This window comes from Chryseobacterium sp. 7 (assembly GCF_003663845.1).
Taxonomy (GTDB): Bacteria; Bacteroidota; Bacteroidia; order Flavobacteriales; family Weeksellaceae; genus Chryseobacterium.
Map to the genome: position 1 here is coordinate 4165587 of NZ_RCCA01000001.1, position 22927 is coordinate 4188513.

16 protein-coding genes are annotated in these 22927 nt (G+C 37.0%); 11 read left to right on the top strand and 5 right to left on the bottom strand.

The genetic code is table 11. The features are described 5' to 3' along the window. Nucleotides 1–53: 53 nt before the first annotated feature. Together CLU97_RS19155 and CLU97_RS19160 are read right to left on the bottom strand one after the other, a co-directional pair. Entirely contained in the window at nucleotides 54–1019 is a 966-nt protein-coding gene (locus CLU97_RS19155) for a glycosyltransferase family 1 protein (protein WP_121489349.1), read from the bottom strand. Between the two features lie 314 nt (nucleotides 1020–1333). Next, on the bottom strand, nucleotides 1334–2722 hold the full coding sequence (locus CLU97_RS19160) for an MAC/perforin domain-containing protein (protein ID WP_121489350.1): 1389 nt from the start codon (nucleotides 2720–2722) through the stop codon (nucleotides 1334–1336). A 423-nt stretch (nucleotides 2723–3145) separates the two neighbouring features. Here CLU97_RS19160 and gltX point away from each other — a divergent pair, with 423 nt between their 5' ends. Both gltX and CLU97_RS19170 read left to right on the top strand, forming a co-directional pair. Then, a complete protein-coding gene (gene gltX, locus CLU97_RS19165; RefSeq protein ID WP_121489351.1) occupies nucleotides 3146–4654 on the top strand; it encodes a glutamate--tRNA ligase in 1509 nt (502 codons plus the stop codon). Nucleotides 4655–4703: 49 nt separating this feature from the next. Next, nucleotides 4704–5660 (top strand): acetyl-CoA carboxylase carboxyltransferase subunit alpha, encoded by a 957-nt coding sequence (locus tag CLU97_RS19170; protein WP_047435651.1) that lies wholly within the window; start codon nucleotides 4704–4706, stop codon nucleotides 5658–5660. Nucleotides 5661–5724: 64 nt separating this feature from the next. On the opposite strand, the gene CLU97_RS19175 is transcribed toward CLU97_RS19170, so the two are convergent. Continuing rightward, nucleotides 5725–6498, bottom strand: coding sequence for a DUF6759 domain-containing protein (locus CLU97_RS19175; RefSeq protein ID WP_121489352.1), 774 nt, complete (start codon nucleotides 6496–6498; stop codon nucleotides 5725–5727). A 144-nt stretch (nucleotides 6499–6642) separates the two neighbouring features. Between CLU97_RS19175 and tsf the strand changes: the two genes are divergently transcribed. From tsf to CLU97_RS19220, 9 genes are all read left to right on the top strand, one after another. After that, entirely contained in the window at nucleotides 6643–7467 is an 825-nt protein-coding gene (tsf, locus tag CLU97_RS19180) for a translation elongation factor Ts (RefSeq protein ID WP_121489353.1), read from the top strand. 198 nt (nucleotides 7468–7665) lie between these two features. Next, a complete protein-coding gene (locus tag CLU97_RS19185) occupies nucleotides 7666–11016 on the top strand; it encodes a gliding motility-associated C-terminal domain-containing protein (protein ID WP_121489354.1) in 3351 nt (1116 codons plus the stop codon). Between the two features lie 79 nt (nucleotides 11017–11095). Next, entirely contained in the window at nucleotides 11096–13921 is a 2826-nt protein-coding gene (locus tag CLU97_RS19190) for a gliding motility-associated C-terminal domain-containing protein (protein WP_121489355.1), read from the top strand. A 169-nt stretch (nucleotides 13922–14090) separates the two neighbouring features. Beyond that, the gene (locus CLU97_RS19195; RefSeq protein WP_183084617.1) at nucleotides 14091–17489 is read left to right on the top strand and encodes a T9SS type B sorting domain-containing protein; all 3399 of its coding nucleotides are present in this window, start codon (nucleotides 14091–14093) and stop codon (nucleotides 17487–17489) included. Between the two features lie 202 nt (nucleotides 17490–17691). Then, nucleotides 17692–18486: a hypothetical protein gene (locus CLU97_RS19200; protein ID WP_121489356.1), complete on the top strand. Its 795-nt coding sequence runs from the start codon at nucleotides 17692–17694 to the stop codon at nucleotides 18484–18486. Nucleotides 18487–18749: 263 nt separating this feature from the next. Beyond that, on the top strand, nucleotides 18750–19514 hold the full coding sequence (locus CLU97_RS19205; protein ID WP_121489357.1) for a DUF6759 domain-containing protein: 765 nt from the start codon (nucleotides 18750–18752) through the stop codon (nucleotides 19512–19514). A 96-nt stretch (nucleotides 19515–19610) separates the two neighbouring features. Further along, nucleotides 19611–20288 carry a tRNA (guanosine(46)-N7)-methyltransferase TrmB gene (gene trmB, locus CLU97_RS19210; RefSeq protein WP_121489358.1) on the top strand — a complete coding sequence of 226 codons (678 nt, stop codon included), beginning with the start codon at nucleotides 19611–19613 and terminating at the stop codon, nucleotides 20286–20288. A 17-nt stretch (nucleotides 20289–20305) separates the two neighbouring features. Beyond that, entirely contained in the window at nucleotides 20306–21007 is a 702-nt protein-coding gene (locus tag CLU97_RS19215; RefSeq protein WP_121489359.1) for a DUF6759 domain-containing protein, read from the top strand. Beyond that, nucleotides 21004–21444 (top strand): DUF6759 domain-containing protein, encoded by a 441-nt coding sequence (locus tag CLU97_RS19220; RefSeq protein ID WP_121489360.1) that lies wholly within the window; start codon nucleotides 21004–21006, stop codon nucleotides 21442–21444. The genes CLU97_RS19215 and CLU97_RS19220 overlap by 4 nt, the downstream gene beginning before the upstream one ends. Before the next feature lie 121 nt (nucleotides 21445–21565). Here the strand turns inward: CLU97_RS19220 and rpsB are convergent, their stop codons facing one another. Continuing rightward, nucleotides 21566–22327 (bottom strand): 30S ribosomal protein S2, encoded by a 762-nt coding sequence (gene rpsB, locus CLU97_RS19225; protein ID WP_034692922.1) that lies wholly within the window; start codon nucleotides 22325–22327, stop codon nucleotides 21566–21568. Between the two features lie 207 nt (nucleotides 22328–22534). After that, entirely contained in the window at nucleotides 22535–22921 is a 387-nt protein-coding gene (rpsI, locus tag CLU97_RS19230) for a 30S ribosomal protein S9 (protein ID WP_002976218.1), read from the bottom strand. Nucleotides 22922–22927 lie beyond the last annotated feature (6 nt).

A 22927-nucleotide genomic window follows, 5' to 3' on the forward strand; every position in this document is an offset into this window, starting at 1 on the left:
TAAATATATTAAAGGCTAGTATTAATTATAATACTAACCTTTTCTTTTCTTAATTATTTTAGAAATACATTCTCAAACTTCTCCATAACTGATCGGGGATTGAACTGGTGAGAATAGCAATCCCAATTTTTACTATTATCCGGTTTAAAGCTATTCAAAATTTGCATTATATCTTGCTTATCCTTATATAAAATAGCTTTATCTCCCAAAATTTCAAGGTGTGACTTTTCATCAGATCCGGACCATGTTATAATAGGCTTATTCTTAATGGAAAACTCACCTATGGCCATCCCAAAACTTTCACCCTGTGTTCGGGCATGTAAAAAAGCATCAGAAGTATTAATAAATTTTACTTTTCTTTCAATGTCTGTTGTAGGAGGAAGAAAAATGATATTCTTATAAGATCTGAAAAAACTTCTCTTTATAAATTCATCGGTTCCCATAAAAATAAAATATATATTCTTATTTTTGAGTGCTGTTTTCTTTACAGCTTCCATCACAAATCTTATGTCAAAAGTTTCTGCTCCGCCATATCTCGCAAATACTATAGCATCTTTTGGAATATTCAACTCACTGCGAAGATCACCGCTCACTTCAGGAAGATCTATAATATGAGGAACAAAAGGCAATGTTCCCTTACTCATTGTTTTTGCCAGCCATTCTGATACATAAGCGTATACATCACCATATGGCTCGTTGTATTTAAAAACTGCATGAATAGCAGTTTTAATAAGATCTTGAGGTATATCTGTTTCTATCTCCCCAGATTTTATAGCATAAAACAGATCGGCATTTGACTTTTTAATAATCTCATCCCTTTCCTGTATATCACTATATCCAAAGACATTAAACTTATTTTTAAATCGATCAATAGCTTCCTCCACATTATTCGGACTATTTTTAGGATAAAGAATCATTGACTCATTGCCGAGCATTTCTTCGTTATAATAAGCATAATCAAAAAGGGCATTAGAGGTACCCCTATAACATAGTTGGTTTTCGTGGAAAATAATTTTCATTTGTAGGTAAGTTAAATTTTTTAGCTTCTATCATCCTTCATTAACAACAATAGAAATATTTGAAAACATCATATTTCATTTCTGCGGCTTTTGAGAAAGATCTTTTACAATAAAAAACATATTAGTTTTTTCATTGATCAACTAAATTTATAAGCTACAAAAATACATTTTTAATGACAAGCATACCGGAAATATTCTTTCGATGTTCCTATTACTCTCTAATTTTCTTTCAAATAGCAAGTGCTTTTTTTTATTGAAAAAACCGCCTCAAAACTGAGACGGCTTCTTTGTTGTAAAATATCAATATTTTTTAATTAATAGGCATAGAATTCAATTCCTTCCGCCACATAACCTGATGGTCTTACACTTGATCTTGAATAGTAATGATCTTTACCATTCCAGTATCTGTAGATTGGAACTGTATTAGGCTGCTGAGTTGCAAAAGCATTAAACTCAATCCCTTCGTCTACATATCCCTGATAGTATCCCGGAGTTTTTGTATAATAATGATCTTTACCGTTATAATATCTGTAGATTGGAACGGTGTTTGGCGCTTTATATAAGAATGCATTGAATTCCGTTCCTTCATAAGAATATCCGCTGTAGCTTCCCGGAGTTTTTGTGTAATAATGGTCTACTCCGTTATAATATCTGTAAACCGGAATTGTATTGAATTCCATATACACTTTATTGTCGATCAAATACTGATCTACATAGGCTTTAAGCTGAGCTTTTTTAGCAGCATCTTTCACTAGATCGTAGATGATAACCAGTCCGTTGCTTCCAAAATCTACCAAAACTGAGTTGCTTGTATTAGAGCTGTTCTGCCAGTTCGAAATATTGATTTTAGGATTATTCTGATCCAGATTAAGATCTCCTACCAAACCTTTTGATGGATCTCCTCCTCTTGTTTTATAGGCTAATTTTTTAGAATAGTTCATGGAAGATTCCGAAGTATTCACATCGTTTGTTACATCTACGTCAAAGATGTCTTTCATTCCCACTTTCACCCCAATTCTTGCAGCACGGTCACGGCTCTGGCTTCTTGTTTCTGCTTGAAATAAAACATCCAGTTTTGCTCCTGTGTAGATATCAAGTGTTACGTGAGTTCCATAGTCTTCCACAATTTGTTGTGGAGTTTTTGTCTGTAAATCCTGAATAAATTCCGGAGTAAGATAGTCTCCCAACATATCTGTAGTAGTATTGAATCTTACTCTTTTTTGCTTAATGGTAAGATTATAGCTTCCGTAGATATACTTTCCTTCAAACTTATTGTTGGTTGTTACGGCAGAATTAAATCCTACAGAAAGTGTTTTCTTGAATAATGGAATACCTGCGGTAGCATTCACTTTGGTAGAAACCATTTTAGAGTAAGATTCAGCATTTTCACCGTATTCTTCAGTATATTCCTGTGAGAATGTGTTTTCGCTGATCAGTCTGCTGGCCTGTTCTGCTTTAAAACGGTCAATATCAATCACTTTAAAACCGGCTGCTGTTGCATTGGCGTATTCGCCGGCAACATTATAACCATGTCCTAAGACGTCATAAATTCCGTCACCTGCAAATTTGGATGCAGCCAATCTGTTACTAGCCTTTGCCGCAGGGCTTTCAGGGGTTACCTCACTGTTAAGTTCTTCTGTAGAACAAGAACTCATAAAAAGCATCAGTAAACTACTGAAGCAAAATAAAATTTGTTTTTTCATAGATTATTTAAAAGTTTCGGCAAAGATAATATTCAACAATGAGTGACAAAAGCAATGAGCAATGATATATATCATTATTTAGTGAATTTAATAAATTATTAAAACACTGTTAATAAAGGAAATATAAGTATAAAAAAAATAAAATCTATACTGATTACAGAATTTTAAGATCAATCTAAATACTTACAATAAATATCAATGATATTTATTTAAAACATTTGATTTATGATTCAAATTCTGACAAAACCACCCTGTGAATATCACACGATGTACAGTATCAGTCAATATAAAATACATATAACCCATATTTTATGAGATCTATAGAAATAAATAGAAAATTCAGAATCAAAAAAAATAATACACGGGGAGAAATCATCCCGTAAACGCATAATTTTAAGTAAATTTGCAAAAATTAAAATTGAAATGGAGAAAGTAAGAGTACGTTTTGCTCCAAGTCCTACAGGACCTTTACATTTGGGAGGCGTAAGAACCGCATTATATGATTATCTTTTTGCTAAAAACCAGGGAGGAGAATTTGTATTGAGAATTGAAGATACAGATACAGCCAGATACGTGGAAGGCGCTGAAGAATATATTGAAGAAGCCTTGGAATGGTGCGGAATCACCCCTGATGAGAGTCCCAAAAAAGGAGGAAAATATGCTCCTTACAGACAATCTGAAAGAAGAGACATCTATGACAGATATACAGAGCAGATCTTAAAAACAGATTATGCTTATATCGCTTTTGATACGGCAGAAGAATTGGATGCCATTCGTGCAGAGTATGAAGCGAAAGGTGATGTTTTCTCCTATGACAATAAAACCAGAAACGGCCTTAGAAACAGCCTTACCCTTTCTGAAGAAGAGGTTAAAAGATTACTGGATGACAAAACACCTTATGTCGTAAGATTTAAAATGCCTGTTGACAGAGTATTGAATCTTGAAGATATCATCCGTGGAAAATTCTCCGTTAATACCAATACTCTAGATGATAAAGTTCTGGTAAAGAATGACGGAATGCCAACCTATCATTTTGCCAACATCATTGACGACCACGAAATGGAAATCTCTCATGTAATCCGTGGGGAAGAATGGCTGCCATCTTTAGGACTTCACACCTTATTATATGAAGCAATGCAGTGGGAAGCGCCACAGTTTGCCCACCTGTCTCTAATTTTAAAGCCCGAAGGAAAAGGAAAACTAAGCAAAAGAGACGGTGATAAATTCGGATTTCCGGTATTCCCGCTAGATTTCAAAGATCCAGCTACAGGAATAGTGTCTAAAGGGTACAGAGAAAATGGTTATCTTCCTGATGCTTTCATCAATATGGTTGCATTATTGGGATGGTCTCCTGCTGACGATAAAGAAATTCTTCCACTGGAAGAAATGATCAAAGAATTTGATCTTCATAAAGTACACAAAGCAGGTGCAAGATTCAGCAAAGAAAAATCTGAGTGGTTCAACCATCAGTATATTCAGATGAAATCTGATGAAGAGCTTCTACAGATCCTTAAAAATACAGATCTTGATCTTTCCGGTGCTTCTGATGAAAAACTGCTGAAGGTAATCCACCTGATGAAAGAAAGAGCTACCTTTCCGAAAGATATTTACGAAAATGGGAAATTTTTCTTTGAATCTCCGGTTTCCTATGATGAAAAAGCTTCAAAAAAAGCATGGAATGAAGAAACTTCTGCTATTTTAGGTGAATTGGCAACTGCTTTTGAATCTACAGACTTCTCCGCTGAAACATTAAAGCAGAAGATGCATGATTTCGCGGAAAGCAAGGGATTAGGCATGGGCAAGGTGATGATGCCACTACGTTTGTCTTTAGTAGGAGAACTGAAAGGACCGGACGTTCCGGACATTCTGGAAACCCTTGGTAAAGAAGAAAGTATCGCAAGAATAAAGAATGCTATAAATAATTTTAACTAAAATAACCATAATTTTTCATACATTTGAAAGATTTAATTTACTTCAAGAAATGGAATATTTAAGTTTCGAACTTCCTATCAAAGAATTGATGGATCAATACCAGACGTGTTCTTTAGTAGGAGAAGAAAGTGGTGTTGATGTAAAATTAGCATGCAGCCAGATTGAGGATAAGATCTTAGAAAAGAAAAAAGAAATCTATTCTAATCTTACACCTTGGCAAAGAGTACAACTGTCACGTCACCCGGATCGTCCTTATACACTGGACTACATTAACGGAATGGCAGACAAAGGCAGTTTCTTAGAACTTCATGGAGACAGAAATTTCGCTGATGATCCGGCAATGATTGGAGGATTGATTACCCTGGATGGTCAAAAAGTAATGATCATAGGGACTCAAAAAGGAAGAACGACTAAAGAAAGACAGCACAGAAGATTTGGAATGCCTAATCCTGAGGGATACAGAAAAGCTTTAAGACTAATGAAGCTTGCTGAAAAATTCAATATCCCTGTGGTAACTTTAGTAGATACACCGGGAGCTTACCCAGGATTGGAAGCTGAAGAAAGAGGACAAGGTGAAGCTATTGCAAGAAATATTTTTGAAATGGTACAGCTGAAAACACCAATCTTCACTTACATCATTGGAGAAGGTGCCAGCGGTGGAGCATTAGGAATAGGTGTAGGAAATAAAGTATATATGTTGGAAAACACATGGTATACGGTAATTGCTCCGGAAAGCTGTTCTTCGATCTTATGGAGAAACTGGGATCATAAAGAAGATGCAGCCAATGCATTAAATCTTACCCCGGCAGATGCCTTAAGAGAAAAATTCATCGACGGGATTATTGAGGAACCGCTTGGAGGTGCTCATTATGACCAGGAGACTACTTATTTGAACCTGAAAAATTCAATTTTACAAAATATCAAAGCTTTCTCCAAATTTACAGGACAGGAGCTTGAAACCCAAAGACAGGACAAATTCATTGCAATGGGTCAGTTTAAAGGATAAAAAATAAAAAGGTTAAGAATTTCTTCTTAACCTTTTTTCTTTAGCTTTCTTCTATATATTTATCCTATTCTGAGACGTTGAGTGCAATTTCAATATCCTGAGTAATTTTCTTCAAAGAAGAATATTTAGCATCACATACTGAGGTTGTCATTACATATTCCCCTTTATCAACAAGAATAAAATTTTCTCCTTTTGCAGGAACTGTCAGATTATAATATTTTTTACCGCTGATCTTTACGATGAGATTACAGGCAGATCTGTTTTTAATATTCACATACGCTTCACTCTTATTCAAATCATTATTAAAAAGATGGGTAAGCATAGCTGCTGTTTTTTTATTTTCCTCACTTGGTCCAGATTTAGAACTTCCTGCACTTTTTGCTGAGCCAGCAGAGCCTGCCGATGCAAAAGTAGTTGTTCTTCTTTCTTCTTTTAAAGCTTCAATAGCAGCTGCTGTATTATCAGAAACAGGTTTACCGTTAACGGTCTTTGCGGTATTCGTTGCGATTGTTTTGCCACTGTTCAGCTCATTATTTTTTACAATATTTTCAATTTTTTCTTTACTGATTGGCTTAATAGTTGGCTTTGCTTCAGGAGAGTTTCCGGCCATAATAATATCAATCAATTTTCTTTTAAAATAATCTGTTTTGGCGTGTCCGGGGTTTTGTTTCAGGAACCCGGCAATCACTCTGGCTTCTTTTGAAACTTCCGCTTCCTGCTCTGTATAGATAATTACCGTTTCTTTTTCAACAACGGCTTTAGATTTTGTTTTTTTCTTTTTTTGGGAAAATCCAAGAGAGAAAATGCATATAAATAGGAGAAAGAAGATTTTTTTCATTAATCAAATCTTTAAAATAGTATTAAATATATTAATAACGTGAAAAGTCATTTTTTAGTTTATCATTAAAATCATTATCTTTGCACTGCTCTAAAAGTAAGCTAAAAATTAATACTAATAATAAATAAAAAAATAATACATATTATGTCTTATACACCAGTTGCTGCAGACGTAGCTAAATTAAGAAATCAAACAGGTGCAGGTATGATGGACTGCAAGAAAGCTCTAGTTGAAGCTGAAGGAGACTTCGAAAAAGCGGTAGATATCCTTAGAAAAAAAGGACAAAAAGTTGCTGCTAACAGAGCTGACAGAGAATCTGCTGAAGGTGCTGTAATCGCAAGAGTAAACGAAGACAACACTTTAGGTGTAATAATCTCTTTAAATTGTGAAACTGACTTTGTTGCTAAAAACGAAGCGTTCATTGAGCTAGCTTACGAAATTGCTGAAATGGCTATCTTCGCTGCTACTAAAGAAGAGCTTTTAGCTACTGACTTCCACGGAATGACTGTTGCTGAAAAATTAATTGAGCAAACAGGAGTTATCGGTGAGAAAATTGAAATCGGATCTTTCGAAAGAATCCAGGGAGATTTCTTAGGAGCTTACATCCACGCTGGAAACAAAATTGCTGCAATCTCTTCTCTTTCTGCTAAAGTAGACGGAGCTGACGAAGCTGCTAAAGCTGTTTCTATGCAGGTTGCTGCTATGAACCCAATCGCTTTGGACGAAACAAGAGTTTCTCAGGAAACTATCGATAAAGAATTAGAGATCGAAAGACACAAACTTACTGAAGAAGGTAAGCCTGCAAACATTATCGACAATATCCTTAAAGGTAAAATGCAGAGATTCTACAAAGACAACACTTTGGTACACCAGGATTTCATTAAAGACGGAAGTATCTCAGTTGCTGATTACGTAAAATCTGTAAACGCAGACCTAAAAGTAACAGGATTTGTAAGAGTAAGCCTATAAGCCAGCCCTTTCAAAAAAATATAGAATCCCGGTGAAGTTCACCGGGATTTTTTTATTCCGCAAAAGCATGTGATTATTAACGTAATATGACGGGAATTTTAAATATTCAGCAAATACAGAATAAACGTTATTTCAAAACTTTTTTTACATAAAAATTTGATTATTAATGTTTAAATTTGCGGCCCCTTATAATAACGCATGAAAAAATTTCTACTGGCTTTTTGCACTTTTTTTTGTTTATTGGTGAATGCACAATTGGATTCTGAGCATTGGATCGCTCCTATGTCCGCAAGCAGTCTCCTTGGAACTCCGAAAGGTTATCTTTATCTTTCTACCAATGAAACAACACCTTTCTCTGTACAGGTATTTAACAATAACAATGTATTTTCTACCGTTCAGGTAAGCAAAGGAAATCCTGTTCAGGTAACCATTCCGAACAATATGATGATTTCCTCCACCCCATCAGGACTTTTTACGCCCAATTCCATGGGATTGTATGTAAAAGGAAGTAAAAAATTCTTTGCCAGCTACAGATTCACCGTACAGGATCAGGCTGAATTTATTACCTCAAAAGGATTGGCCGGACTCGGGAAAACGTTCTTCGTAGGGATGGCTCCCAATACCACTGCCAAGCCTTATGTCAACTCAACTATTGGAATAACTGCAACGGAAGATAATACCACTGTAACTTTATCAGGTTACAACCCTGCTGTTGTTTTCTCAGACGGAATTTCAGCTCCATCGAGAACTTTCACCATCAATAAAGGAAAATCATACATCATTGAAGCACAGAGCAACCTTAATCCTAATAACTTAACAGGATTAGTAGGTGCAAAAATTGTTGCCAATAAACCGATCTCTGTCACCAACGGAAACTTTAACAGTATCTATACCACTCAAAACAATACTAATGTAGATGTATTGATGGATCAGGCTGTTCCGGTAGAAAGATTGGGGAAAGATTTTGTGATGATGAAAGGAAACGGGCCAGCTAATTCAGGAATGGAAGTCGCCGTAGTGATTGCTACGGTAAATAATACAAAGCTTACTGTAAACGGAACGCTTTTGAATAATGTTACTCTAAATGCAGGACAATATTATGTTGTTCAGGGAACCAACTATGTAAGTCAGGTGAACGGAAATTACAATATGAGTATTTCTGCCAATAACAATGTATACGTATATCAGCTTTTGGCCGGAACTTCCACAGGTACGGTTTATGCCACAGGAGGGATGAATTTTATTCCGCCTTTAAGCTGTTTCTTGCCTAAGGAAATTAACGAGATCGGGTTTATTAATAAAATAGGAACTGATACCTTCAATACAAGACTTAATATTATTACTCAGGCTGGTGCTGCTGTGACGATCAATGGAAACCCTATTGCAGCGGGTACAGGCCCGGCTCCGGTAACAGGAAATCCAAACTGGGTTACTTATTCTATTCCAAGTGTAACTGGAAATATTACTGTAGGTTCAACGAAACCTGTTACAGCAGGTATTGCTGCCGGGAACGGAGCGGTAGGATACGGAGGATATTTTGCAGGATTTTCTTCTGTTCCGGTAATTACAAAAACCGGTGACTGTTATAATGGTGTTCAGCTTTCTGTAGAATCTGGTTATGATGCCTACCAATGGTATCTGAACGGAAACCCGATTACAGGAGCTACTACCCCAACCATCAATCCTGATTTGTACGGCTCCGGAATATACACCTGCTATATCACCAGAACAAACTGTGAATCCAGGCTTACAGCAGAATTTGATTATACTGCATGCCCGCCTATCACTACAACAACTTATGATATTGGATCTTGTAATACCAAAATCATCAATCCGGTATTTAGTAATTCAACCCAAACTATTGATCCTTCATATACAAACATTATTGTATCACCCACCAACGGAACCATAAGTATAAATCCGACAACAGGACAAATCATATATACTCCTAATGCAGGTATTACTGCCAATACTACGGATACATTCACTTATTATATTCAGGGGAACGGAAATCCGGCGGCTTTTGAATATTTTAAAATTGTAATCAACACCCATGTTTTTCAGGTAAACAATGCTTCTCTTACTTCTTGCGCAGCTGCTAACGGAAACGGAACATTCAACCTGACTACAGCTAGTGTAACTCAGGAACCTGGTGCAACAGTAACTTATTTCACCAATCAAAATTTAACAGGCCAAATTACTAATCCCGCAGCTTACTCAGGACAGGCCGGAACGATATATGCAAATATAACTTCAATCTATGGATGTTCTAAAACGGCAACCATTACTTTAAATACTTATCCTACTCCCAATATTAACACAAGCAACTTCAATGCTGCTATTTGTGATGATAATTTTGATGGCATTGTAAGCGTTAACTTTACGAATGTAACCCCTCAAATTGTAACGAATCCTGCCAACTTCACAGTGAGATATTATCTTAATCAGGCTGATGCCAATGCAGGAAACAACAATACTCTTCCGGCCAACTGGACTTTCACGGCCAACACCACGGTTTATGTAAGAGTATCCGGTGTTATTGGAGAATGCCCTCCTGTATTTGGGCAGATCAATTTTACAATTGGAAATAAAATTCCTTTGATTACCAATAATGCACAGGCTGATATCTGTGACAATGACCTTAGTGGTTCGGAAGCGGTAAGTCTTAATGATTATAAAGCTTTATTCACCACAGATCCGGGAGTGACATTATCTTTTTACACTTCACTGGCGAATGCTCAGGCAGGATTAAATCCTATTTCCCTATCACAGACCCTTACGTCTCTCTCAACGGTATTGTATGTAAGATTTCAAAGCAATACAGCATGTCCTAATACAGCTGTATTAACTCTGAATCTGAAAACACCTAAAAAATCAGAGAAGCTTCGTGATCAGGTCATTTGTTCTGATGAAAAAATAATGCTGGATGCAGGTCCAGGATTCACTTCATACCTATGGAGTACAGGTGCCACGTCGCCAAGTATTTCTGTGGGACCGGGAACTTATTATGTAGATCTGGGATTCAACGGGTGTGTATACCGCCAGCATGTGAATGTAACTACCTCACAGGCTCCAACTATCACTAAGATTGAGGTAACCGGTACTACAGCAACGGTTTTTGTAACCGGAGGAACAGCACCTTATAAATATTCATTAAATGGATTTGATTATCAAACCTCTAACGTTTTCACAGGATTATCAAGAGGTCTTCATACGGTATATGTATTGGGTTCTGACAGATGCAGCCATGTAACCAAAGAGTTTCTGGTTCTCAATCTTATCAATACCATTACCCCAAATGGAGACGGAATCAATGATGTTCTGAATTATTCTGAATTAAAAATCAAAAAAAATGTCACTATTGAGGTGGCAGACCGCTATGGGACCACTGTTTATAAGTCTTCTGACAAGAATTATATATGGGATGGAACAGCCAATGGAAGAAATCTTTCAACGGGAACATATTGGTATATTATCAAGTGGATTGAGCCAGATACCCAATTACCAGTTTCATACTCAGGATGGCTTTTAATTAAAAATCGGGAATAACTTTTTAACATTTATTTAAATTTTATTAAAAGTATTTCATTTTTTATTTTAATTTTGTAGAAATCCTAATTCCATACACATGAAAAGATTTCTACTCAGTTTGGTATTAATTTTTTTGACAATTAATCCACTCTTTGCACAAAGGGATACCGAGCACTGGATTGCTCCTTATTTTGACAGTGCCGGAGGGTATACCAATATGCTATACCTTTCTACTGATTCATTGACTCCCATTGATGTAACCATTTATAACAATAATGCTGTAGTTACTACGGTTACCATCAGTAAAGGTAGTCCGCAGACCTATAAGGTAGACAACAGCCTTGTTTCTACAGCTACCACTACTGAAGCATTCAATGTGGGTAATAAAGGACTGTATTTAAAAGCAGCCAAACCTTTTTACTGTAGCTTAAGACTTGCCCAAAGTGTTCACGGGGAAGTAATTACCAGTAAAGGAAAAGCCGGAATTGGAAAAACATTTTTTGTGGCTGCGGCCCCCAATACAAATACCAGCAGTATTCAAAACTTTACTGCAGGGGTACTAGCTACTGAAGACAATACAGACGTAACCGTATCATGGGACGCAACTGCCGGAGTAGTTTTTATTAACGGATCTCCTACTGGTAATACCCAGTCCTTTACATTACAGAAAGGTCAATCTTTCATTCTTGCAGGATCAGGATCTCAGTCTGGGAACAAAACAGGTTTTATTGGTGCAAAAATAGTTGCTACCAAGCCGATAACGCTTACCAACGGAAGCTGTAATGCTAACTTTTCTGCCACTACAACAGGAAGTGATCCGGTTTTGGATCAGTCTGTACCGGTGGATAGACTTGGAAATACTTTTGCCATGGTAAAAACAAGATCTACTGCTCCTGCTTTAAATATGGAGGGAGGTCTTATTGTGGCCACTGAAGATAACACTCAGGTATTTTTAAATGGCGGAAGTACTGCTGTTGCCACTCTTAATGCCGGACAATGGTATAGAATTAATGAAACCAGCTATGTAGCCCAGGGTACTTCAGGACATTCAAACATGTTCATTTCTACAACCAAAAATGTATATTTATACCAATTCATCGGAATATTAGCAAGTGATGCTACCAATGGATTCAACTATATCCCGCCATTGAACTGTTTCCTTCCAAGGAAGATTGATGAGATCGGGAAAATTAATGAAATGCCTCTTGGATCAGGAGGTGCAAGTTCAACCCCTAGTGACCTGGTGATCAAATTAAATATTTTGACAGAGACAGGGGCAACGGTATTGTTAAACGGCGGACCTATCGCAGCAACAGACGGACCTTATCCGGTAACAGGAAATACAAACTGGGTAACCTATGGAATAACAGGCGTAACTGGGAACATCAATATTACTTCTACAAAAGCTGTAACAGCAGGTATCAACGGAGGATATAGCTCTGCAGGATACGGAGGCTACTTTGCCGGATTCTCATCAATCCCTGTAATTGCTAAAAAAACAGGAGAATGTGTACCGGGAATTGTTCTTGAATTGGATGACGGATATGAAACTTACCAGTGGTACCGTGAAGGAGTAGCCATTTCAGGGGCAACTTCTTTTACTTACACTCCTACACAATCTGGAAATTATACGGTAAAAGTAACAATGGGAACATGTCCTCCTGTTACCACACCTATCTATAAAGTACAAATGTGTTTAAAAGAGACTACACAGGCTCTTAACGCTTGTTCTACTAAAATTATTACCCCTACATTTACTTCTTCCACTCAGACGGTGGTACCAAGTACAGTAGTAATTTTAACTCCGCCTACAAAAGGAACAGCTGTAGTAAATCCGAACGGAACCATCACTTACACACCTAACCCTGGATATTTAGGACCAGATAAAATTATTTACAAATTCTGTGGAAACTCTGTAGAGTTTACAGATTGTGAGCAGGTAACATTAAACCTTACTGTAGTACCGTTCATTGTAACAGATACTTCTATTAAGGCATGCTGGTATGATGTAGATCCTTATGCTTATTTTGATCTTACAAAAGCTAAAGTAACAGACTATAATGCAGTTACTAAAAAATATTATCGTACTTTAAATGATCTTACAGCAGGGATCAACGAAATTACAACACCTACCAACTTCCCGTCAACCGGAGGATTTGTATATGTGAAAGTAACCACTGCTGAAGGATGTACAGCAAATGCAAAAATTGAATTAATTGTACTTCCAATCAAAAAATCTCCAATCCTTGTAGACCAATACATCTGTATGGATGCAAAAACTAACCTGGATGCAGGTTCAGGATATGATTCTTACCAATGGAGTACAGGTGCTACTACTTCAGGCATCAGAGATGTAGGTGTGGGAGAATACACCGTAGTACTTGGTAAAAACGGATGTTTCCTTACCCAAACGGTAAAAGTGAAAAAAGTAGAAGATCCGGTAATCCAAACTATTGAGATCAACAACAATACCGCAACGGTAATCGTAAGCGGAGGTAAAGCTCCTTTCAAATATGCGGTTGACGGAACGGCTAACTGGCAGGATTCAAATGTATTCACAGGTTTAAGCAGAGGACAGCATACTTTTTATGTAAAAGATTTCTATAACTGTACCCCTAGTTCGGTAGAAATCACAATTCCTAATTTATTAAATGCCATTACACCTAATGGAGATAACGTAAATGATTATATAGATTACAGTGAACTTGCTTACAAAGAAAACCTGAGCTTCGTAGTATATGACAGATATGGAAATATGGTATTTACCGGAAATAAATTCAACAACTACAGATGGGACGGAAAACACTTTGATAAAAAGCTGGGAACAGGAACATACTGGTATCATATCACATGGAATGAATCCAACAAAGAAAAGACTCCAATAAAATATACAGGTTGGATTCTTGTTAAAAACAGAGAGTAATAATTAGTTTAAAACTATATTGATGAGCCACGATTTTAATAATCGTGGCTTATTTTTTATCCAGATATAAATTTTTAAAAGCTTCGGGTTTAAAATCAAAGCATTTTTATTATATTTTCAAGCATTCAATGCTTTTTATTATTAAATTTGCGATAAATACTAATACTGAATGAAGAAAATTCTATCTTTTTTATTTATATTTTATATTTTCACCTCTACCTTCGCCCAATTGGACCGTGAGCACTGGTTTGCTCCGATGGTAGACAGGACGGGTGCACCCAATCCTTATCAGAAACTGTATTTATCCACCAGCAGAACTACCCCTTTTCCTGTCAATATTTATAACAATAACGTTCTGATCGGAACGGTGAATATCAGCAAAAATAATCCCCAGAAATTTGATGTTTTAAGGAATTATATTATTACCACACAGCAGACAGATCTGTTTACTCCTACCACCAAAGGATTATATCTTAAAGCGGAATTTCCTTTTTATGCCAACCTAAGGTTCTCGGTATTCAACCATGCGGAAATTATTACTTCAAAAGGAATTCCTTCTACAGGAAATACATTCTACGCCGCTTCTGCCCCTATTACGGTAAGCAACAATATCCTGAACTTCATGACCAGTGTACTGGCAACTCAGGACAATACCACCGTTACTATTTCCGGATACAGCCCTACCGTTCAGTTTTCTAACGGGATGACAGGAGCTGCCAACCCTACAATGACTTTCACGCTAAATAAAGGGCAGTCTTACATTATTGACGGAATTGGAGATATAACCGGAAATTTTGATGGATTTATTGGTTCAAAAATTGTCGCCAATAAACCTGTGAATGTTACTAATGGAAATTTCAACGGGCAATATGCCGGAAACTTCCCCTCCAGCTCAGATATTTTGATGGATCAGGCAGTGCCAGTCAACAGACTCGGGAATGAATTCGCTCTGGTAAAAGGTAATGGGCCTATCGGTTCTAATATGGAAGGAGCAGTTGTTATTGCTACGGAAGACAATACCCAGATCTTTGTTAATAATGAAATTCCTCCTATAGCCACTATCAATGCAGGAAAATATTATGTTATACCTGATTCAAAATATATCCTTCAGGGAAACGGGCATTATAATTTATATGTAAAAACATCAAAGAATGCTTATGTATATCAGATTCTGGCCGGAGATTCCAATTCTGGAAATGAAACGGCAACCGGAGGATTCAACTTTATTCCTGCGCTGAACTGTTATCTTCCGAAACAGATTAATGAATTAGGATTGATTAATGAAAATTTTGTTCACTCCAATGGTAATATCGGAGGAGTTCTGAATATTCCGACAAAGCTGAATCTTATTACAGAAAGAGGCGCCAACGTTACCGTAAACAGTGCCACACCTCTTGCAATAACAGGACCTTACAACATGACCGGAACTAACAATTGGGTTACCTACGGAATTCCCAACGTAACGGGAACCATCACCGTTGTTTCGGACAAAGCGATTATGGCAGGAATAACAGCAGGAAGTGATGCGGTAGGATATGGAGGATTCTTCGCCGGTTTCCCTACGCAGCCTGTGATTTTACAATCAGGAAGCGGCTGTATTCCGGGGATTGTTCTTACGGTAGATCCTCTTATCTATGATACTTATCAATGGTATAGAAACGGATCCGTTGTTCCCGGAGCTACAACATCTACCATCACCCCTACGCTGCCCGGATATTATACCTGTTCTGTTACAATGGGAAGCTGTGCTCCTTTAGTAACGGAACAATTTAAAGTACTGAACTGCACAAAACTAAGCACTAAGACCTACAATGTCTGTACATCGCAGACCATAACGCCTACATTAAGCAGCTCTACACAAACCACTGCCCCCAATACAGTAGCTATTACAACAGCTCCTACACTTGGAACAGCCACAATAAATGCCACAACTGGGGTGATTACTTATACTGTAAATACTCCCGGGACATCAGGAACAGATACATTCACGTATACATTCTGCGGCAATGATCCGGACTTCCCGGATTGTGAAACGGTAACCGTTACCGTCAACATCCAGGCACTTACGGTAATGAACACCACACTATTTGCCTGCGACATTAATGGGCAGGGAACATTCAACCTGACTACAGCCAACGTTACTAGCAATTCTCCGGTTACGATTACCTATTATCCTACCCTTTTGGATGCTCAGAATGAAAATGCAGCAGCATTGATTACCAATACAACAGCATACAATGCACCCAATGGAACTATTGTATATGCCGTTGTAAAAAACAATATCGGCTGTAAAAGTATTGCACAAATCACATTATCATTATTTAATAAAGCGATTGTTCTGGATAACTACAATGGTACTTTCTGTGATGATAATCTGGATGGTACAGTTACTGTCATCCTTTCCAATGTCACACCTATTGTACTGAATAATCCAAATTATTTTACCAACGTAAGATATTATGCAACCCTTGCAGATGCCAATGCCGGAAATACGAATACCCTTCCTAACATCTGGAGCTATACTGCCGCCACTACTATTTATATCAGGGTAGATTCTCCGGATGGATGCGCCAGCGTGATCAAACCTTTACAATTCAGTATTGGGGCTAAAGTTACACTGATCACCAAAACCGTTACAGAAAGTGTTTGTGATGATGATCTGGATGGAACAAAAAGTGTCAATTTAGCTCAGTTTATCCCTCAGTTTACACTGGATCCGAATGTGACCTACACTTTTCATGCAACATTATCAGATGCTCAGAACAATGTAAATATCGTTTCATCGCCCGTTAATATTATCACTTCCCAGACTTATTATATCCGTTTTGAAAAAAATGGAGTATGTCCGGAAGTAGGAACTCTAATCATCAATATTAAAGTTCCTAAAAAATCTGATATACTAGTAGATAAAGCCATTTGCCCCAAAACCACCACTACATTAGATGCAGGACCTGGTTTCGAAAGATATTTATGGAGTACAGGAGCCACTACCCCTTCCATCACCAATGTTGCACCCGGAAGTTATTGGGTAGAACTTACATTTAATGGCTGTGTTTACAAACAGTATGTAAATGTCACAGAACTGCCGCTTCCTATGATTACTTCTATTGAAATAGATGGAACTACGGTAAAAGTTGGAGTGACCGGCGGTACCCCTCCTTATGAATATTCTTTAGATGGTGTACTATGGCAAAGTTCCAACGTCTTCACCAATGTACCAAGAGGCGCGCACAATGTATTTGTAAGAGACTCTAAAATGTGCGAAGAGGTGAAAAAGCCTTTTGCCATCATCAATCTCATCAATACTATTACCCCGAACGGAGACGGCTACAATGAAGGAATAGACTATTCTGCATTAATGGCCAATGACAATCTTGTATTCAGAATCTTTGACAGATATGGTGCAGAAGTATTCAGAGGAACTCCGGAAAACAGGTTCACCTGGGACGGAAGAGTTGGCGGAAGATATGTTCCTACAGCAACCTACTGGTATTTCATTACCTGGACAGAATATGGTTCTACGCTCACTGTAAAATATTCAAGCTGGCTGCTTGTAAAACACAGATAAAAAAAGAGAAAGCCGGAAAAAAGGTATTAAGCTTACAATATTTTTCTTCCGGCTTCTTTATTCTCTTTCATTCTTTTTTAGGTTATTCTTAGATTTCTAACACTCCTTAACAATTAAATCTTAAAGTTTAATATAACTTTAACCACTATTCATCATCTAATTAGGCAGAATTGCTTTATTTCTATGTAATTTTGCGCATTATATGAAGAAACTGTTTACTCTGCTGCTATTGGTTTTTCTGGCAAAAATTAATGCACAAATATATTCCGGAGAGGTATTTCTGAGAGACAACTCTATTTTATATCTCAACCAGGTATATGTTACGAATCTGAATACTCAAAAAACCGTTCTTACGGACTACAATGGTAATTTTACAATCCCGGCCAATATTGGGGATGTGATCCGTTTTACGTCTATTGTTACCGAGAGAAAAGATATCAAACTGACTCCTCAAACCATGCAGCAAAAGAATCTGGTTGAGCTGAAAATTGCCTATTATGAAATTCAGGAAATTGTACTCAGCAGATTCAAGCCTACCGGAAATCTCCGGTATGACGTAAACTCTTTAAGAAAAGAAGATAAAGCTTATGCACTTAAGAAAGTAATTGGTCTTCCGGAACCCAAAGGCGACGGAACTCCTCCGGAACTTCCCGTTGCCGGATTACGGGATGGCGGACTTACCTTTAGCCTTGAAAGCATCTACGATATTCTTTCCGGCGAGAGAAAGAAAAAACAACGTTACCAGGCTTACGAGAGGATGAACACTTCTATTGCCCAGATTAAAAATTATTTAGGGAAAGATTACTTTGCTAAGTTTAAAATCCCTGAAAACCTAATTGATAATTTCCTTCAGTTCGTGTACACTTCGGAAAATGTTCAGGCGTATGTATTGGCTGGAAATTTTGAAGCAATAAAGGTTCCTATTGAAAAATATATGCCTATTTATCAGAAAAGATTGAGAAGTTCCCACCTGCAGGAAGTAGTAAGCAATAACTAGAAAATAACATATAAAATCCATGTAAAACACATGGATTTTTTTGTTACCGTACCTCCCAACGTATTATTTTTTTTATGTGTTTACTACAAATTATTTAATTTTAACAGCGTATTATTCTCTGATATTCAAAAATATGTTTAATTTTATCTAACAAACACGTGTTTAAAATAAAAACACTGGTATTTCGTTATCCAATAAAAACTAACCCAACCCAGAAAGCAAATTAAAAGAGAAGCACCGAATTTTTAATTTAATATTAATTAATGAAAAAAGTACTTTTACTTCTTTGTTCTATGTTTTTTGTTGCTGTGTCTGCCCAAAAAAAAGGGAAAGACTATACTGATATTTTAAAAAGTAAGAGCATCTACGAAATCAATGCTTTTTTAAGAGATGCCCATCCCGATGACCCCAAAAGATCTGTTCTGAAGCCAAGGGTAATGGAAATGATGAAAGAATATATCAAAAATGCACATCCTGCCGATCAGAAGGTAAAAGACATGCAGGAAATGCTGGCCATGCTGAGAAGAAGACCTTCCACAAAGATCACCTTCGATGAAATGAATGCTATCATCAAGCAGAAACAGATTGCTAAATATAAGGCTGAACTGGCGGCAAAACAGTCTACTACAGTGTACACCCCAAGTACAGCTCAAAATACCTATGTAGTAAACACCGCTGCAAATGCTGCCGTTCCGAACGCCGAAGCAGAAGAATTCAATATGCTGATGGCAGTTTCCCCTGTAGAACATAAAAACAGAACGGTAAAAATCCTTAACTCCTTATTTGATAACGACCCTAATACTAAGGATGCTATTATAATGATTCAAAATAAATCTGACTGTAACATCATTGTAAGAATGGAAGGTGTAGGGAATACCAAATACAGACTTGCTGTACCAGCCCAGGGTGAAAGCTCCATCGTTATTGAGAAAGGTCAATATCTTTTCACCAGCCTTGTTTGTGGGGCTCAATATGCTTCACAAAAAACTATTGAAAGGGCCATTATGGTAGCTTTAGGAGGTCAATAATTTCCATCATAAACGAATTATCTCTATGTCTTTTACCCCAAAAAGACCGAGATACTCCATAAATTTTCACTATTTTTGCACTCATTTTATAACTCAATGGGCAAGAATAAATTAGCAAGATTCGCAGAAAACAAAATATTACCAAATGTAATCCAACCAACAAGAGAAGATGCTTTAAATGGTTTCGAACTTAAAGGAAAATGGAGAGACAATTTCTTTAAAAACAACAATCCGATTGTATTGGAATTGGGCTGTGGTAAAGGAGAATATTCTGTAGGACTGGCAAAAACATTCCCTGAAAAAAACTTTATCGGAGTTGATATTAAAGGGGCCAGATTTTGGTTTGGTGCTAAAGAAGCTGTAGATAACAACATGACGAATGTGGCTTTTTTAAGAACACAAATAGAGCTTGTAGATTATTTCTTTGCTGAAAATGAGGTAGACGAAATCTGGATTACGTTCCCGGATCCACAAATAAAATACAAAAGAACAAAACACAGATTAACACATCCGGACTTTTTAAACCGTTATAAGAAGTTCCTGAAGCCAGGAGGAATTATTCACCTGAAAACCGATTCAGAATTTCTGCATGGGTATACCCTTGGATATTTACAGGGTGCAGGCTATGAGATTATTTCTGCTCACCATGATATCTATGGTGCCCCTGAATATGATCCTAATACGGAACATTTGAGAGACATCAAAACGTATTATGAAGAGCTATTCTCGGCAAAAGGAAAAACGATTACTTACATTAAATTCCGGATCAGCTGATGAAATAGAACAACCTGATGAAAAAAAATTTTTTAACGATTCTATTCTTCACATTTCTTATTCCCAACTTTATACAGGCTCAAAAAGGCAGTAAAGACATTTTAAAAAGCACAAACATTAAAGAAATTGAAGAATACCTGAAGAACGCACACCCTGACGATCCTAAAAAGAGCGTACTGAAACCTAAGCTTATTGCTTTAAAAAACTCCGAATGGACAAAAGGTGCCCGTACAGCCAAACCTATGGAAGCAAGGCCTGTAATTGCGGATATCCCGAAAAGTGCTTTGAGAAATCCTAATTCGGATGATGCTGAAGAATTTAAGAAGCTCATTGCTGAAACCTCCGTACAACACAAGGAAAAAACAGTGAAGCTCCTGAATGCCATGTTTAATGAGGATATTAACCGCAATGAGGCTATTCTTTTATTCAAGAATAATTCAGACTGCAATATCGTCCTGCGAATAGAAGGAAAAGAGTTTTACAACCTTGCTGTTCCAGCCCGTGCAGAAAACTTCATTGTCCTTAAAAAGGATTCATATACGCTCAACAGCAATATCTGCGATATGAAATATTCCTCACTGAAAGACATTAAAAAAAGTATATTTGTAACGATAGAGAATCCGAATCAATCCTCCAAAACAGAAGTGAAATCTGCCCAAAAGGAGCCAACACCGGAAAAGTCTCCGAAAAAACAAAAATCAAAAAGTAAAATAGGATGAGAAAACTGTTCGTTTTTGCCGGAATTTCATTGATTCTTGCCAGTTGTAATGTAAATTATGGCAGCTACCCGGGAAGGACCTCCTACCCTTACCCAACCAGCAATGCAGGAAACAGTGCCAACACGGAAAGAGAATATAGTGAACTGATAAAAACCTATAAACCGGAAACAGCTGATGTTCTTAATGATCTTCTTAACAGTGATGATCCTAAGAATCCCAGAACCTCTATTTCGGTAGAAAACAAATCTTCATGTAATATGGTGCTTACGGTAAGCGGAGGTAATTTCTTTAAGAAAATCCCTATTGGTGCCGGAAAAATAGGATATACAATGGTTCCTAAAAATCAGAATTACAGATTATCCGGAGTTGTTTGTAACTCGGCTTATCAGTCTACAAAGTTTGTCACAACTTCTTATTCTATAAAACTTTCAAATTAAAATACGGCCCGCAGAATTCTGTGGGTTTTTATTTTTTATTAATAAAAAGCTTTAGTTATCACCAATAAAAAAACGCTGGATCAAAATCCAGCGTTTTTCCTATATAAAAGAAAATCTTCAATTATTCTGCATCGAAATCAGCATCTGTATCAGCAGATACTTTTTCTCCTTCTTCTTTAGATTTTTCTTTATCAGCTTTTCTTTGAGACTGACCTTCTTTGATAGATTCAGAAACTACGCTAAGGATCATATCAATAGACTTAGAAGCATCATCGTTTCCTGGGATAACGAAGTCAACTTTTCTAGGGTCAGAGTTTGTATCAACGATACCGAAAACTGGAATACCAAGTTTCTTAGCTTCAGTTACCGCGATGTGCTCTCTTAAGATATCAACTACAAATACAGCAGATGGAAGTCTCACCATGTCAGCGATAGAACCTAAGTTCTTCTCTAGGTTAGCTCTTTGTCTGTCAACCTGTAATCTTTCTTTTTTAGATAAAGTTTCGAACGTACCGTCTTTTTTCATTTTGTCGATAGAGTTCATCTTCTTTACAGCCTTTCTGATCGTAACGAAGTTCGTTAGCATACCACCTGGCCATCTTTCAGTAATATAAGGCATATTAAGTTCTGAAGCATGTTTTGCAACCACTTCTTTCGCTTGTTTCTTAGTAGCTACGAAAAGAACTTTTTTACCTGCAGAAGTTAATTTTTCTAAAGCGCTGCACGCTTCATCTAATTTAACTGCTGTTTTATGTAAGTCTACAATGTGAATACCGTTTTTCTCCATAAAAATGTATGGAGCCATATTTGGGTTCCACTTTCTAGTCATGTGACCGAAGTGTACACCAGCCTCTAAAAGGTCTTTTACATTTGCTTTTGCCATGTTTTCTGTTTTTGTTAGTTTACTTTCCGTCTTTTAAACAATCAACAACTTCTTTAGATGGGAGAAGCGTTTGGATGCTAAACGTAACGGGCAATTGGCGGTTTGCTTTTTGCTTTTGGCAATTGGCTTTTCGCCGAGATTAAGTTAAAAAAAAATTTAATACATTTCTGTAGCCAATAGCCATAAGCCATCTGCCAACGAGAAATCTTAACGTTTTGAGAATTGGAATCTCTTTCTTGCTTTTTTCTGACCTGGCTTCTTTCTTTCCACCATTCTTGCGTCTCTTGTAAGTAAACCAGCAGGCTTTAATGCTAATCTGAACTCAGCGTTGATCTCGCATAAAGCTCTTGAAATACCTAATCTGATAGCTTCTGCCTGACCCGTATTTCCACCACCGAAAACATTTACGGTAACATCATACTGACCAACAGTCTCAGAAAGGATAAACGGTTGGTTTAGTTTGTAAACCATCACGTCTGTAGAGAAATATTCTTTAGCATCTTTACCGTTTACTGTAATAACACCAGAACCTGGTTTTACATAAACTCTAGCTACAGAAGTTTTTCTTCTTCCGATTTTGTGAACTATAGACATAATTAA

Coding starts and splice junctions, on each gene's coding strand:
- CLU97_RS19155 (WP_121489349.1), bottom strand. CDS start 1,019: ATGAAAATTATTTTCCACGAAAACCAACTATGTTATAGGGGTACCTCT.
- CLU97_RS19160 (WP_121489350.1), bottom strand. CDS start 2,722: ATGAAAAAACAAATTTTATTTTGCTTCAGTAGTTTACTGATGCTTTTT.
- gltX (WP_121489351.1), top strand. CDS start 3,146: ATGGAGAAAGTAAGAGTACGTTTTGCTCCAAGTCCTACAGGACCTTTA.
- CLU97_RS19170 (WP_047435651.1), top strand. CDS start 4,704: ATGGAATATTTAAGTTTCGAACTTCCTATCAAAGAATTGATGGATCAA.
- CLU97_RS19175 (WP_121489352.1), bottom strand. CDS start 6,498: ATGAAAAAAATCTTCTTTCTCCTATTTATATGCATTTTCTCTCTTGGA.
- tsf (WP_121489353.1), top strand. CDS start 6,643: ATGTCTTATACACCAGTTGCTGCAGACGTAGCTAAATTAAGAAATCAA.
- CLU97_RS19185 (WP_121489354.1), top strand. CDS start 7,666: ATGAAAAAATTTCTACTGGCTTTTTGCACTTTTTTTTGTTTATTGGTG.
- CLU97_RS19190 (WP_121489355.1), top strand. CDS start 11,096: ATGAAAAGATTTCTACTCAGTTTGGTATTAATTTTTTTGACAATTAAT.
- CLU97_RS19195 (WP_183084617.1), top strand. CDS start 14,091: ATGAAGAAAATTCTATCTTTTTTATTTATATTTTATATTTTCACCTCT.
- CLU97_RS19200 (WP_121489356.1), top strand. CDS start 17,692: ATGAAGAAACTGTTTACTCTGCTGCTATTGGTTTTTCTGGCAAAAATT.
- CLU97_RS19205 (WP_121489357.1), top strand. CDS start 18,750: ATGAAAAAAGTACTTTTACTTCTTTGTTCTATGTTTTTTGTTGCTGTG.
- trmB (WP_121489358.1), top strand. CDS start 19,611: ATGGGCAAGAATAAATTAGCAAGATTCGCAGAAAACAAAATATTACCA.
- CLU97_RS19215 (WP_121489359.1), top strand. CDS start 20,306: ATGAAAAAAAATTTTTTAACGATTCTATTCTTCACATTTCTTATTCCC.
- CLU97_RS19220 (WP_121489360.1), top strand. CDS start 21,004: ATGAGAAAACTGTTCGTTTTTGCCGGAATTTCATTGATTCTTGCCAGT.
- rpsB (WP_034692922.1), bottom strand. CDS start 22,327: ATGGCAAAAGCAAATGTAAAAGACCTTTTAGAGGCTGGTGTACACTTC.
- rpsI (WP_002976218.1), bottom strand. CDS start 22,921: ATGTCTATAGTTCACAAAATCGGAAGAAGAAAAACTTCTGTAGCTAGA.